The sequence below is a fragment of the Serratia ureilytica genome, assembly GCF_017309605.1.
Classification (GTDB): Bacteria; Pseudomonadota; Gammaproteobacteria; order Enterobacterales; family Enterobacteriaceae; genus Serratia; species Serratia ureilytica.
Genome location: NZ_CP071320.1, coordinates 4,080,424 through 4,092,671 on the forward strand (window position 1 = coordinate 4,080,424; position 12,248 = coordinate 4,092,671).

The 12,248-nt window shown below is 61.0% G+C and carries 13 protein-coding genes; 2 read left to right on the top strand and 11 right to left on the bottom strand.

What is annotated here, in order from left to right; all coding sequences use genetic code 11:
- Positions 1-5 precede the first annotated feature (5 nt).
- The 3 genes from crl to gpt all read right to left on the bottom strand — a co-directional run bounded on the left by crl (position 6) and on the right by gpt (position 2,477).
- A complete protein-coding gene (gene crl / locus J0X03_RS19310; protein ID WP_047572530.1) occupies positions 6-407 on the bottom strand; it encodes a sigma factor-binding protein Crl in 402 nt (133 codons plus the stop codon).
- Positions 408-467: 60 nt separating this feature from the next.
- On the bottom strand, positions 468-1,715 hold the full coding sequence (frsA, locus tag J0X03_RS19315; RefSeq protein ID WP_160204001.1) for an esterase FrsA: 1,248 nt from the start codon (positions 1,713-1,715) through the stop codon (positions 468-470).
- Positions 1,716-2,018: 303 nt separating this feature from the next.
- Positions 2,019-2,477: a xanthine phosphoribosyltransferase gene (gene gpt, locus J0X03_RS19320; protein ID WP_025301674.1), complete on the bottom strand. Its 459-nt coding sequence runs from the start codon at positions 2,475-2,477 to the stop codon at positions 2,019-2,021.
- Between the two features lie 337 nt (positions 2,478-2,814).
- On the opposite strand from gpt, the gene pepD reads away from it, so the two are divergent.
- Positions 2,815-4,275, top strand: a complete 1,461-nt coding sequence (gene pepD, locus J0X03_RS19325) for a beta-Ala-His dipeptidase (protein ID WP_042783741.1) — start codon at positions 2,815-2,817, stop codon at positions 4,273-4,275.
- Positions 4,276-4,316: 41 nt separating this feature from the next.
- Here pepD and dinB read toward each other — a convergent pair whose 3' ends face one another.
- A complete protein-coding gene (dinB, locus tag J0X03_RS19330; protein ID WP_160204000.1) occupies positions 4,317-5,378 on the bottom strand; it encodes a DNA polymerase IV in 1,062 nt (353 codons plus the stop codon).
- Between the two features lie 183 nt (positions 5,379-5,561).
- Here dinB and J0X03_RS19335 point away from each other — a divergent pair, with 183 nt between their 5' ends.
- Positions 5,562-6,458, top strand: a complete 897-nt coding sequence (locus tag J0X03_RS19335; RefSeq protein WP_033641977.1) for a glycerophosphodiester phosphodiesterase family protein — start codon at positions 5,562-5,564, stop codon at positions 6,456-6,458.
- 32 nt (positions 6,459-6,490) lie between these two features.
- Here the strand turns inward: J0X03_RS19335 and nqrM are convergent, their stop codons facing one another.
- The 7 genes from nqrM to J0X03_RS19370 are packed head-to-tail and all read right to left on the bottom strand — an operon-like array spanning position 6,491 to position 12,247.
- Positions 6,491-6,718 (bottom strand): (Na+)-NQR maturation NqrM, encoded by a 228-nt coding sequence (gene nqrM, locus J0X03_RS19340; protein WP_016928987.1) that lies wholly within the window; start codon positions 6,716-6,718, stop codon positions 6,491-6,493.
- 7 nt (positions 6,719-6,725) lie between these two features.
- On the bottom strand, positions 6,726-7,757 hold the full coding sequence (locus J0X03_RS19345; protein WP_047572543.1) for an FAD:protein FMN transferase: 1,032 nt from the start codon (positions 7,755-7,757) through the stop codon (positions 6,726-6,728).
- Positions 7,758-8,981: an NADH:ubiquinone reductase (Na(+)-transporting) subunit F gene (gene nqrF, locus J0X03_RS19350; protein WP_047572546.1), complete on the bottom strand. Its 1,224-nt coding sequence runs from the start codon at positions 8,979-8,981 to the stop codon at positions 7,758-7,760.
- A gap of 15 nt (positions 8,982-8,996) precedes the next feature.
- Positions 8,997-9,593, bottom strand: a complete 597-nt coding sequence (gene nqrE / locus J0X03_RS19355; protein ID WP_004930235.1) for an NADH:ubiquinone reductase (Na(+)-transporting) subunit E — start codon at positions 9,591-9,593, stop codon at positions 8,997-8,999.
- Positions 9,594-9,599: 6 nt separating this feature from the next.
- A complete protein-coding gene (locus J0X03_RS19360; RefSeq protein WP_004930232.1) occupies positions 9,600-10,229 on the bottom strand; it encodes an NADH:ubiquinone reductase (Na(+)-transporting) subunit D in 630 nt (209 codons plus the stop codon).
- Positions 10,222-11,016, bottom strand: a complete 795-nt coding sequence (locus J0X03_RS19365; protein ID WP_102948087.1) for a Na(+)-translocating NADH-quinone reductase subunit C — start codon at positions 11,014-11,016, stop codon at positions 10,222-10,224. The genes J0X03_RS19360 and J0X03_RS19365 overlap by 8 nt, the downstream gene beginning before the upstream one ends.
- Positions 11,006-12,247 carry an NADH:ubiquinone reductase (Na(+)-transporting) subunit B gene (locus J0X03_RS19370; protein WP_016928991.1) on the bottom strand — a complete coding sequence of 414 codons (1,242 nt, stop codon included), beginning with the start codon at positions 12,245-12,247 and terminating at the stop codon, positions 11,006-11,008. Before J0X03_RS19370 ends, J0X03_RS19365 begins: the two co-directional genes overlap by 11 nt.
- Between the last annotated feature and the right edge of the window lies 1 nt (position 12,248).

The window sequence follows — 12,248 nt, forward strand, 5'->3', positions numbered from 1 at the left end:
CGGGGTCAGGCGGAGAGTTTGATCAGTTTTTCTTTGAAATCGTCGGCGGGTTCCAGCCCCAGTTCCATGGTCGCCAGCAGTTCGCCCAGGCGGCGATGGAAGTCGCGCAGGGTGTCTTCCAGCTTGGCGTTCACTTCATCATCCTTAATGTTTTCCGCCGTCCAGTCGCCTTCCTTGTCGAACAGGCCGAATTGGTACGAATAGGTGAAGCGCGCCTCTTCCGCCTGCAGCTCCATCCACCAGCCCCAGAACTCGCGCTTCTCCGGAGCGGGCTTTACATTGACGCAGACGGCCAAACAATCAAAGAAAAAACGGTCGTTTTCACATTGCCCTTCACGCAGGTACGGCCCCAAGCTGGCAAAACGTTTCATTAGTCGGCTTTTAGGGTGACCACTCGGTAACGTCATTCTCTAACCTCCTCAATGTAGACCACTCTTTTTAACAAACTGTTAAAATTTAGCAACTAATTAACGCATTTTGTCCCTCAGCCAACCGGACATCTGCAGCAGCGCCCGGTGGAAGCTGTCGTAAACCGGGGTGCGCGGGATGGCGACCAGCTTGCCGCTCACCGAGGAGGTGACGATCAGCTGCGACTCCTCTTTCGGGCTGAGCGTATCGCGCTCCCAGTAGCCGGAGATCATCGGCGTCGGGCAACGGCGCCCCAGCAGCCCCTGCATTTTCAGCGAGTAGCTGTTCAGCTCCACCTTCAGCACGTTGTCGGAAGCGTTGGCCATGCCCATGCGGCTGGCCAGCACGTCCATATACATGTCCGGCACGTTCAGTTGGGTGCTGCTGTCACACAGCAGGCGATGTACCACCGGCCCCAGGCAGGCCACGCCGCGCAGCCGCTGCGGCTCCAGATAGGCCAATCGCACCGCCACGTTGGCGCCGAAACGGAAGCCGAAAGCGCTCACCCGCTGATGATCCACCCACGGCACCGAGGCCAGCTGGATCAGCACCTGCTGGTGCAGGTAGCTGGAGTCCTGCGTCAGCTTCCACTTGCAGGAGGAGCCGATCGACGGCATGTCGAGCGTCAGCATGGCGATGCCGTGCGGCGCCAGGTAGTCGCGGAACAGACGGTGATAGTCGGTCTGCAGCGTATCGAGGCTGCCGCACATCAGCACCGTCGGGAACGGCGCTTCGCCCTTCTCGGGCATGTGCAGGAAACCGGTGACGCAGCCGCCGCCTTCGATGCGGAACTCCAGCTCTTTCAGCTGATACGGCAACAGCAGCGCCGCCTCTTCGTAAGCGCGGTTGGCGAGCATCTCCGCCTGTTCAGCCAGCTCGTCACCCTTCAGGTGCGGGTAACCGGCGATGCTGTACAGGCTCGCGGCCTTTAGCCAGTACTCGCCGCCGACCAGCGGATCCTGCTGCTCCGTCGCCCGCTGCTGCCACTGCATGCCCTGATGGATCCACTCGTAGATCCAGTTGCCGTTGCGGTAGCCCACCACGGTATCCAACCGCTGCGGATTGCTGCGCTCGGCGTCCGAGGCGGCGATACGCGCCAGCACTTCGTGGATTTCGATCGGGCTGACGCCGCGCCAGGACCACAGCAGCGGGTTCAGCATGCGATACCAGCTGCCGGTAGTGTCGCCTTCCAATGCGGAATGCATGGCGGCGCTCACTTTGTTGCGCGCGCGCAGCACCAGCGTCGAGGTTTCAGGGTGTTTGAATTTGGGCTTGAAAAGAATTTCAGAAAGGTTGGCCTGTGCCATGGTAACAACAGCCTCCGTAAATCTGGCGATAGGCCGCAAAAGGCCTACTTAACTGGAGGTAGTGTACCTAACTCTGGCGGGATAAACCAAGATAACGCAAACGCCCGGCATAACCGGGCGTCAGGCGGCTGACAAAGGAGGAAAAAGCGTGGTTTTTCCTCCTTTGTGGTCAACGGCCGAAAATCAATAAATTGATTTTCCTTATTTTTTATATCTTGCCTTCGGTAAGCCTGACAACGCCATCACGTTTATCATTAAACAAACGCCCGGCATAACCGGGCGTTGACTTGGAACTGGCTGGACTTAGCGACCGCCGATCGGGGGAACGAAGCTGACGCCCATGTCCCACGGCTGTTCGATCCAGGTATCCTGCGGGATGTCGACTTCGTAGTCGTCCACCAGCGGACGACCCGCTGGTTTGGCGAAGATGGTGACGAAATGCGCTTTCGGGTACATATCGCGGATCGCTTTCGCGGTGCCGCCGGTATCCACCAGATCGTCCACCACGATGAAGCCTTCACCGTCGCCTTCGGCGCGCTTGAGCACTTTCATTTCGCGTTGGTTGTCATGGTCATAGCTGGAAATGCAGACGGTATCCACATAGCGGATGCCCAGTTCGCGCGCCAGCAGGCCCGCCGGTACCAGACCGCCGCGGCTTACGGCAATGATGCCTGTCCATTTGTCGGCAGGCAGCAGGCGGTGCGCCAGCTTGCGTGCGTGCATTTGCAGCATATCCCAGGTAACAACGTATTTTTCGCTCATAGAATCGTGTCCCAGCCGGCGGTGAAGCGGCTTATTTATAGTTCAGGGGAAAAAAGGTTGCGCGAGATTATAGAGACTGGCCGCATTGAATTCCAGCTGTACCGAGGAAAACCTCGTGATTTCCGCCGGGCGGCTTTTCGGTGATTGATGCTGAAAAAACGAACGTTCCCGCCGCGAAGCCGTGTGATCAAGCGCTTAAACCGCACAATACGGGGCGCGCACCGCCGGAAATAAAGTGATATTCTCTGACGATCGTGCCACGACGCACAGATGCCCACTCACCTTAACCGCGCGGCACGCCCGTCCTGTCGGAGCCTGCCGTCACAGGAGACTTATAGTGTCTGAATTGTCTCAGCTTTCGCCACAGCCGCTGTGGGATATTTTCGCCAAGATCTGTTCTATCCCGCACCCTTCTTATCATGAAGAAGCGCTGGCGCAGCACATCCTCACCTGGGCCAAAGAAAAGAACCTGCACGCCGAGCGCGATCAGGTCGGCAATATCCTGCTGCGCAAACCGGCCACCAAAGGCATGGAAAATCGCAAGCCGGTGGCGCTGCAAGCGCACCTGGACATGGTGCCGCAAAAGAATAACGACACCGTGCACGACTTCGCCAAGGATCCGATCCAGCCTTATATCGCCGGCGAGTGGGTGAAAGCGCGCGGCACCACGCTGGGCGCCGATAACGGCATCGGCATGGCCTCCGCCCTGGCGGTGCTGGCCGACGACAGCGTTGAGCACGGCCCGCTGGAAGTCCTGCTGACCATGACCGAAGAAGCGGGGATGGACGGCGCCTTCGGGCTGCAGCCGAACTGGCTGCAGGCGGACATCCTGATCAATACCGATTCCGAAGAAGAAGGCGAAATCTACATGGGTTGCGCCGGCGGTATCGACTTCATCACTACCCTGCCGCTGCAGCGCGAAGCGGTGCCGGCCGGTTACCAAACCCTGAAGCTGACTCTCAAGGGCCTGAAAGGCGGCCATTCCGGCGCCGAGATCCACGTCGGGCTGGGCAACGCCAACAAACTGCTGGCGCGCTTCCTGTTCGCCCATGCGGAGGCGCTGAACCTGCGCGTGCTGGACCTGAACGGCGGCACCCTGCGCAACGCCATCCCGCGTGAAGCCTCCGCGGTGGTAGCGGTGCCGGCAGAAAAAGCCGACGCGCTGAAAGCGCTGAGCCAAGAGTTCCTGGCCGTGCTGCAGAACGAACTCTCCGCCAAAGAGAAGAACATCACCGTGCTGCTGGAGCCGACCACCAGCGCTTCGCAGGCGCTGAGCGCCGACAGCCAGCAACGCTTCCTGGCGCTGCTGAACGGCACGCCGAACGGCGTGATCCGCATGAGCGACGCGGTCAAAGGCGTGGTGGAAACCTCGCTGAACGTCGGCGTAGTCACCACCAGCGAAAACGAAGCGGAAATCATCTGCCTGATCCGCTCCCTGATCGACAGCGGCAAAGATTACGTTGTCGAGATGCTGACCGCGCTGGGCCAGCTGGCCGGCGCCAAGGTGGCGCCGAAGGGGGGCTACCCGGGCTGGCAGCCGGACGCCGACTCGCCGGTGATGCACCTGGTGCGCGAGCTGTATCAGGAGCTGTTCAACAAGACGCCGAACATCATGGTGATCCACGCCGGTCTGGAATGCGGTCTGTTCAAAAAGCCGTATCCAAACATGGATATGGTATCGATCGGGCCAACCATCACCGGCCCGCACTCGCCGGATGAGCAGGTGCATATCGAAAGCGTCGGCCTGTACTGGAAGCTGCTGACCTCGTTGCTGAAAGCGATCCCTGAGCGCGCGTAATCTGCGCGCTTAACGCAAAAAGCCGGCGGTCGCCGGCTTTTTTATTCCCAAGGCAGCGCCAACTGCCGCTCCAGCTGCGGATCGAGCAGCGTCACATGCAACCCCACCAGCCGCACGCCGCGCCCTTCGCGCCGCTCGCGCCACGCCTGTCGCGCCACCTCCAGCAAATCCTGCCGGTTCAGCACCGGGAACACGTGCTCCTGGGTGGTTTGCTGAAAATCCTGAAACTTCAGCTTCACGCCCTGCCGGGCGATGTGCAGATCCGGCTTCACCTTGCGCAGCCGCATCTCCAGCTCGGGATAGAGCTTGTCGATAATCAGCGTTTCGCAGTCTTCCCAGTCGTGAATATCCTCCGCCAGCGTGCGTTCCACCCCCACCGATTTGCGCAGCCGCTCAGGAGAGATTTCGCGCCGATCGATGCCCTGACAGCGCTCCCACAGCACCCGGCCGAACTTGCCGAAGCGCTTTAGCAGCTGCGCCAAATCGTATTGCTGCACGTCGGCGCAGGTGATAAGCCCCACTTCTTCCAGCCGTTTGGCGGTCACCTTGCCGACGCCGGGGATCTTGCTGAGCGGCAGCTGCTGCAAAAACGCCGGCACCTGCGCCGGCGTGATCACATATTGCCCGTTCGGCTTGTTCATCTCGGAGGCGATTTTGGCGAGAAACTTGATTGGCGCGATGCCGGCCGACGCGGTGAGGTTCAGTTCGTCGGCGATCGCCTGACGGATTTCCTGGGCGATCAGCGTCGCCGAGCCGTTGCATTGCGGGCTCTCGGTCACGTCGAGATAAGCTTCATCGAGCGACAGCGGCTCGATCAGCGGGGTATAGCGGGCGAAGATTTCGCGGATGTGCAGCGAGGCTTCTTTGTAGGCCGCCATGCGCCCCGGCAGCAGGGTGAGATGCGGGCACAGCTTGAGCGCCATCGCCGTGGACATGGCGCTGTGCACGCCGTAGCGCCGCGCCGGATAGTTGGCGGTGCTGATCACCCCGCGGCGATCGGCGCTGCCGCCAATCGCCAACGGAATATCGCGCAGGCTGGGATCGTCGCGCATTTCCACCGCCGCGAAGAAGCAGTCCATATCGACATGAATGATTTTACGCATCGCACCCTCCAGTAACACTGTATAAGTATACAGTCAGATACCGAAAGCTCAAGGCCGCGGAGCTCGAGGAAAGCGGCGTTTCCGCCAGATATTTCCGCGTTGTTAAAAAAGCTTAATTTTTCAATAGTATGATTTCCGCCATCCCGTGCGGCTCTCCACAACGATAACGACAAGGTACCCTACATGATCAGATTTTCTCATTTGCTGCTGGCTTCCGCGCTGTCGCTGAGCGCGCTGGCGGCCAGCGCCGCCGCCGGTCATGCGCCGGCGATCGTCGCCCACCGCGGCGGCACCGCCGATGCGCCGGAAAACACCCGCATCGCTATCGAAACGGCATTGAAAAACGGCGCCGACGCCATTTGGATCACCCTGCAAGAATCCAAAGACGGCGTCATCGTGCTGTACCGCCCCTCGGATCTGAAAGCGTTGACCAACCGGCAGGGCCCGGTCTCTGCCTATACCGCCGCGCAGTTGGCCGAGACCGATGCCGGCTGGGCCTTCGCCAAGGGTGACGCCCACCCGTTCCGCGGCCAGGGCATCGGCATTCCGCGCCTCGACGACGTGCTGAAGGCGTTTCCGCACGTCACCTTTTATCTGGACATCAAATCCCCGGACGCCGATCCGGCGCAGTTTGGCCAGGCGCTGCTGGCGACGTTGCAAAGCACCGACAGCCTGAACCGCACCCGCGTCTACTCTACCGACGCCAAATATCTGCAGGCGCTGCCGCCGGCCATCCCGCGCTTTGAAAGCCGCGACGAGACCCGCACGCTGCTGGCCAACGTCACCATGGCGCACCAGTGCGACGTCAAACCGGACAACCGGCAGCCGCGCTGGTACGGGCTGGAGCTGAAACGCGAGGTGGAGGTGGTAGAGAAATATACCCTCGGCGAAGGGCGTTCGAAGGCATTTCTGACCTGGGATAAAGAGTCGATGGACTGTTTCCGCTCGCAGGGCCCGGCGCACATCATCCTGTTCGGGGTCAACTCGCCGCAGGAATATCAGCAGGCGCTGGCGCTGGGCGCCGACGGCGTGATGGTTAACTCCCCGGCCGAGGCGAAAAGCTTCCGCAAGACGAAATAAAAAACCCGGCCAAGGCCGGGTTTTCGCTACAGCTACAGAATGCGGTGCTTTTCCAACTGCTCGCGCCGCTGCGCCGCTTTGGCTTCGCGTTTTTTGCGCGCATCGCACGGCTCCGGGCAGTCGCAGACTTTCTCCATGCCCAGCGCGGTGATGCCGCCGCAGCTGCCCTGCAGGCTTTTGCGTTTGAACACATAGCCCAGCGACATGCCGCCGACGATCAGCAGAAACAACACGAAGGTAGCGGCGAATACCGTCAACATAGCAACCTCACGAACGCTTTTTCAGATAGGGCTTGAACGCGTCTGAATAACGCTCCTCAAAGCCGTCGGCGGTTTTCACGATCATGAACACCGGGATGCCGAGCAGGTTGGCCAGCGCCATGCCGCGCTCCGGCCCCATCACGTTCAGGCCGGTGGACAGGCCGTCGGCGGTCATGCAGGTCGGGCTCAGCACGGTGATCGACACCAACCGATGATGGATTGGGCGCCCGGTGACCGGATCGATGGTGTGCGAATAGCGCATCCCGTCTTGCTCGAAGTAGTTGCGATAGTCACCCGAAGTGGCGATCGACATCTCCCCGGGTTGGATCACCAGCTGCGCCTGCTGCTGCGTACCGGCGGTCGGGCGCTCGATGGCGATGCGCCACGGCTTTTGTTCGCCGTTATGCCCGCGCGTGCGCACCTCGCCGCCGATATCCACCATGTAGTTCTTCACATGCCGGGACTGCAGATATTCCGCCACCACGTCCACGCCATACCCTTTGGCGATCGACGACAGATCGACGTACAGCTCAGGGATGCTTTTCACCAGCGCGCTGCCCTGCACCGACAGTTTGTCGGCGCCGGTCCAGGCGCGACGATGCTCCAGCTCCGCCTCGCTCGGCACTTTGTCCGGCCGCCCTTCCGGGCCGAAGCCCCACAGGTTGACCAGCGGCCCGACGGTCACGTCCAGCGCGCCATCGGTGACGCGGTTGATGCGCAGCGCTTCGCGCACCACTTCGGCGGTGGCCGGCGAAACCGGGAACGGCCGGTCAATGTCGCGGCTGGCGTTGAAGCGGCTCAGCTCGGAATCCGGCCGGTAGGTGGACATCTGATCGTTCACCTGCTCCAGCCGTTTGTCGATCTCCGCCTGCATCTCGCGCGCCGACGGCGTATCTTCGCCGGTCACGTAACGGATCGAATACGAGGTGCCCATGGTTTTACCCGTCAGGTCCACCTGTTCCGGCCCGCAGCCGGTCAGCAGCAGGGTGGCGCTCAGCGCCACGCCCGTCAGCCAGTTCTTCATCGCCAATGCGCGCATTTAGCCACCAAAGTCATCCAGCATGATGTTTTCGTCTTCGACGCCCAGATCTTTGAGCATCTTGATCACCGCGGCGTTCATCATCGGCGGCCCGCACATGTAAAACTCGCAGTCCTCCGGCGCCGGGTGGTTCTTCAGGTAGTTCTCCAGCAGAACATTATGGATAAAGCCGGTGTAGCCGGTCCAGTTATCTTCCGGCTGCGGATCCGACAGCGCCACGTGCCAGGTGAAGTTTTCGTTCTCCGCCTGCAGCTGGTTGAAGTCGTCTTCATAGAACATCTCGCGCAGCGAACGCGCGCCGTACCAGAAGGTGATCTTGCGTTTCGAGTTCAAACGCTTGAGCTGATCGAAGATGTGTGAACGCATCGGCGCCATGCCCGCGCCGCCGCCGATAAAGATCATTTCGGCGTCGGTGTCCTTGGCGAAGAACTCGCCGAACGGCCCGGAGATGGTCACCTTGTCGCCCGGCTTCAGCGACCAGATATAGGAAGACATGATGCCCGGCGGCACGTCCGGATTGTTCGGCGGCGGCGTGGCGATACGCACGTTGAGCATGATGATGCCCTTCTCTTGCGGGTAGTTGGCCATCGAGTAGGCGCGCACCGTGGTGTCGTTCACCGTCGAACGGTAGCGGAACAGGTTGAACTTGTCCCAGTCGCCGCGATACTCCTGCGGCACGTCGAAGTCGGCGTAACTGATGTCGTGCGCCGGCGCTTCGATCTGGATGAAACCGCCCGCGCGGAACGGCACGTCTTCGCCATCGGGGATCTTCAGCTTCAGCTCTTTGATAAAGGTGGCTTTGTTATCGTTGGAGATAACCTCGCACTCCCATTTCTTCACGCCGAAGATCTCTTCCGGCAGCTCGATCTTCAGGTTCTGCTTCACGTTCACCTGGCACGCCAGGCGGCACCCTTCTTTCGCTTCGCGCTTGTTGATGTGCGAGAGCTCGGTCGGCAGGATATCGCCGCCGCCCTCTTTGATCACCACCCGGCACTGGCCGCAGGAGCCGCCGCCGCCGCAGGCCGAGGAGACGAAGATCCCCTGGCTGGAGAGCACGTTGAGCAGCTTGTCGCCCGCAGGCGCATGGAAGCTTTTATCCAGATCGCCATTGATTTCCACCGCGATGTCGCCGGTGTTCACCAGCTTCGATTTGGCGAACAGGATCAGCAACACCAGCACCATCACGATGGCGGTGAACATCGCTACGCCTAAAATAATTTCCATAAATTCTTCCCGCCTTTACAACTGAACACCGGAGAAGGACATGAAGCCCAGCGCCATCAGTCCGGTGGTGATAAAGGTAATGCCCAGACCGCGCAGCCCTGCCGGCACGTTGGCATACTTGAGTTTTTCGCGGATCCCCGCCATGGCAACGATCGCCAGCATCCAGCCGGTGCCGGAACCAAAGCCGTACACCACCGATTCGGCGAAGTTGTAGTCGCGCTGCACCATGAAGGACACGCCGCCGAAGATGGCGCAGTTCACGGTAATGAGCGGCAGGAAGATGCCGAGCGCGTTATACAGCGATGGGAAGAAGCGATCGAGGATCATCTCCAAAATCTGCACCAGCGCCGCAATCACGCCGATGAAGGTGATGAAGTTGAGGAAGCTCAGATCGACACCCTCCACCAGCGCGCCGTCGCGCAGGATCAGGTTGTAGACCAGGTTATTCACCGGCACCGAAATGCCGAGCACGATGGTCACCGCGATGCCCAGGCCAAAGGCGGTCGACACCTTCTTCGACACCGCCAGGAAAGTACACATCCCGAGGAAGAACGCCAGCGCCATGTTCTCGACGAACACCGCGCGCACAAACAGGCTGATATAGTGTTCCATCGGCCTTTACTCCTTTTCGATCTGCGCCGGCTTCAGGGTGCGCAGCACCCAGATCAGCAGGCCGATGATGAAGAACGCGCTCGGCGCCAGCAGGAACAGGCCGTTCGGCTGATACCAGCCGCCGTTCTGCACCGTTTCCAGCACCGGAACGCCGAACAGCTTGCCGGAGCCAATCAGCTCGCGCAGGAAACCGACCAGCACCAGGATCACCCCGTAACCCAGCCCGTTGCCGATGCCGTCCATAAAGCTCTCGATCGGCGGCGACTTCATGGCGTAGGCCTCGGCGCGCCCCATCACGATGCAGTTGGTGATGATAAGGCCGACGAACACCGACAGCTGCTTGGAGATCTCGAACGCATAGGCGCGCAACAGCTGATCGACCACGATCACCAGCGAGGCGATGATCGCCATCTGCACGATAATGCGCACGCTGTTGGGAATATGGTGACGGATCAGCGAGATGAAGAAGCTGGAGAATGCCGTGACCAGCGTCACCGCAATGGTCATCACCACCGCCGTCTCCAGCTTGGTGGTCACCGCCAACGCAGAACAGACGCCCAGCACCTGCAGGGCGATCGGGTTATTGTCGAACAGCGGCCCCAGCAGGACCCGCTTTATCTCTTTGGAATCAGCCATTTTTCAGCGCTCCTTCACGAACTTTTTTCAGGAACGGGCCGAAGCCGTGCTCGCCCAACCAGAAATCAAACGTATGCTGCACGCCGTTGGAGGTCAGCGTGGCGCCGGACAGGCCGTCCACCCCGTGTACGTCCCCCTGACGCGCGCCGCCTTTCACCACGCGGATCGCCGGCTGGCCGTTGTCGTCGAACAGCTGCTTGCCGACCCACTGCTGGCGCCAGGACGGGTTCTCGACCTCACCGCCCAGCCCCGGCGTTTCCCCCTGATCGTAGTAGGTGATGCCCTTGACCGTGTTGCCGTCGTTATCCAATGCCACGAAGGCGTACATCATCGACCACAGACCGGTGCCGTATACCGGCAACACAATCTTATTCACCTGGCCGCTTTCATCGCGCACCAGGTAGATTTCCGCCTGGTTGCTGCGGCGCTTGATGCCGGCCGGATCGTCGCCCGCGGGCAACGCCACGCTTTTGGCGTCGTCGCGCAGCGCGGCGCCCAGATCGAACGCCGTCGCCTTGCCGGCGACAAATTCGCCGCTGTTCAGATCCACCAGGCGCGGTTCGATGCGCTCGCTATACAGGCGCTTGACCTGCTCGCTCTCCATTTTCGGCTGCAACAGGCCGGCTACGTCGAGAATATTGCGCTGCTTGTCGAGCAGCTTTTGCTCCTGCTGTTTGGACTTCAGGCCGACGGCGGAGCCCGCCACCACCACTGAACACACCAGACACAGCAGCAGCACTACCAGCAGCGTTTTACCGATGCCGTCGTTTTTCGCTTCATTCGCCACGGGCTTTTCTCCGCTTGATGTTGGCCTGCACCACCAGATAATCGAACAGCGGCGCGAACAGGTTGGCGAACAGGATCGCCAGCATCATGCCTTCCGGATAGGCGGGGTTGACCACCCGGATCAGCACGCACATCACGCCGATCAGAATGCCGTACCACCATTTCCCCTTATTGGTGAAGGAGGCGGAAACCGGGTCGGTCGCCATAAAGATCATGCCGAAGGCGAAGCCGCCCAGCACCAGATGCCAGTACCACGGCATGGCGAACATAGGGTTGGTGTCCGAACCGATGGCGTTGAACAACAGGGCGGAAGCCACCATGCCGAGCATCACGCCGGCGACGATGCGCCAGGAGGCCACGCGGCCGAACAGGATAATCGCCCCGCCTATCAGGATCATCAGCGTGGAGACTTCACCGATGGAGCCGGGAATGTTGCCGAGGAAGGCGTCCAGCCAACTGATGGACTGGCCGGTGGCCACGTTGCTCAGGCTGTGCGCCCCGCCTGCGCTCCACTGCGCCAGCGGCGTCGCGCCGGAGAAACCGTCCGCGGAGGTCCACACCAAGTCACCGGAGATCTGCGCCGGATAGGCGAAGAACAGGAAGGCGCGGCCGGCCAGCGCCGGGTTGAGGAAGTTGCGCCCGGTGCCGCCGAAGATCTCTTTGGCCACCACCACGCCGAAGGTGATGCCCAGCGCGGCCTGCCACAGCGGCAGGGTCGGCGGCACGATCAGCGCGAACAGGATAGAGGTGACGAAGAAGCCTTCGTTGACCTCATGCTTGCGGATAATGGCGAACAGCACTTCCCAGAAGCCGCCGACGACGAACACCACGGCGTAGATCGGCAGGAAGTAACAGGCGCCCAGCACCATCTTGCTGACCCAGCCGGCGTCGGCCGCCAGCGAGGCGCCGAGCCACTGCGCCAGGCGATAATGCCAGTCGCCCGCCAGCACCTGTTGCAGCGCGTCGCCGCTGTACAGATGGTGCAGCGCCGGGATCGCCTGCTGGCCGACGTTGTACATGCCCCAGAACATCGCCGGGAACACCGCCAGCCACACCAGGATCATCATGCGTTTCAAATCGATGGCGTCGCGCACGTGCGAAGCGCCGCGCGTCACCGTGCCGGGGGTATAAAACACCGTGGTGGTCGCTTCATACAGCGGGTACCACTTTTCCAGTTTGCCGCCCGGCGTGAAGTGATGCTCTATCTTCTCAAAATAATTCTTCAGGCCCATC

Coding starts and splice junctions, on each gene's coding strand:
- crl (WP_047572530.1), bottom strand. CDS start 407: ATGACGTTACCGAGTGGTCACCCTAAAAGCCGACTAATGAAACGTTTT.
- frsA (WP_160204001.1), bottom strand. CDS start 1,715: ATGGCACAGGCCAACCTTTCTGAAATTCTTTTCAAGCCCAAATTCAAA.
- gpt (WP_025301674.1), bottom strand. CDS start 2,477: ATGAGCGAAAAATACGTTGTTACCTGGGATATGCTGCAAATGCACGCA.
- dinB (WP_160204000.1), bottom strand. CDS start 5,378: ATGCGTAAAATCATTCATGTCGATATGGACTGCTTCTTCGCGGCGGTG.
- J0X03_RS19335 (WP_033641977.1), top strand. CDS start 5,562: ATGATCAGATTTTCTCATTTGCTGCTGGCTTCCGCGCTGTCGCTGAGC.
- nqrM (WP_016928987.1), bottom strand. CDS start 6,718: ATGTTGACGGTATTCGCCGCTACCTTCGTGTTGTTTCTGCTGATCGTC.
- J0X03_RS19345 (WP_047572543.1), bottom strand. CDS start 7,757: ATGCGCGCATTGGCGATGAAGAACTGGCTGACGGGCGTGGCGCTGAGC.
- nqrF (WP_047572546.1), bottom strand. CDS start 8,981: ATGGAAATTATTTTAGGCGTAGCGATGTTCACCGCCATCGTGATGGTG.
- nqrE (WP_004930235.1), bottom strand. CDS start 9,593: ATGGAACACTATATCAGCCTGTTTGTGCGCGCGGTGTTCGTCGAGAAC.
- J0X03_RS19360 (WP_004930232.1), bottom strand. CDS start 10,229: ATGGCTGATTCCAAAGAGATAAAGCGGGTCCTGCTGGGGCCGCTGTTC.
- J0X03_RS19370 (WP_016928991.1), bottom strand. CDS start 12,247: ATGGGCCTGAAGAATTATTTTGAGAAGATAGAGCATCACTTCACGCCG.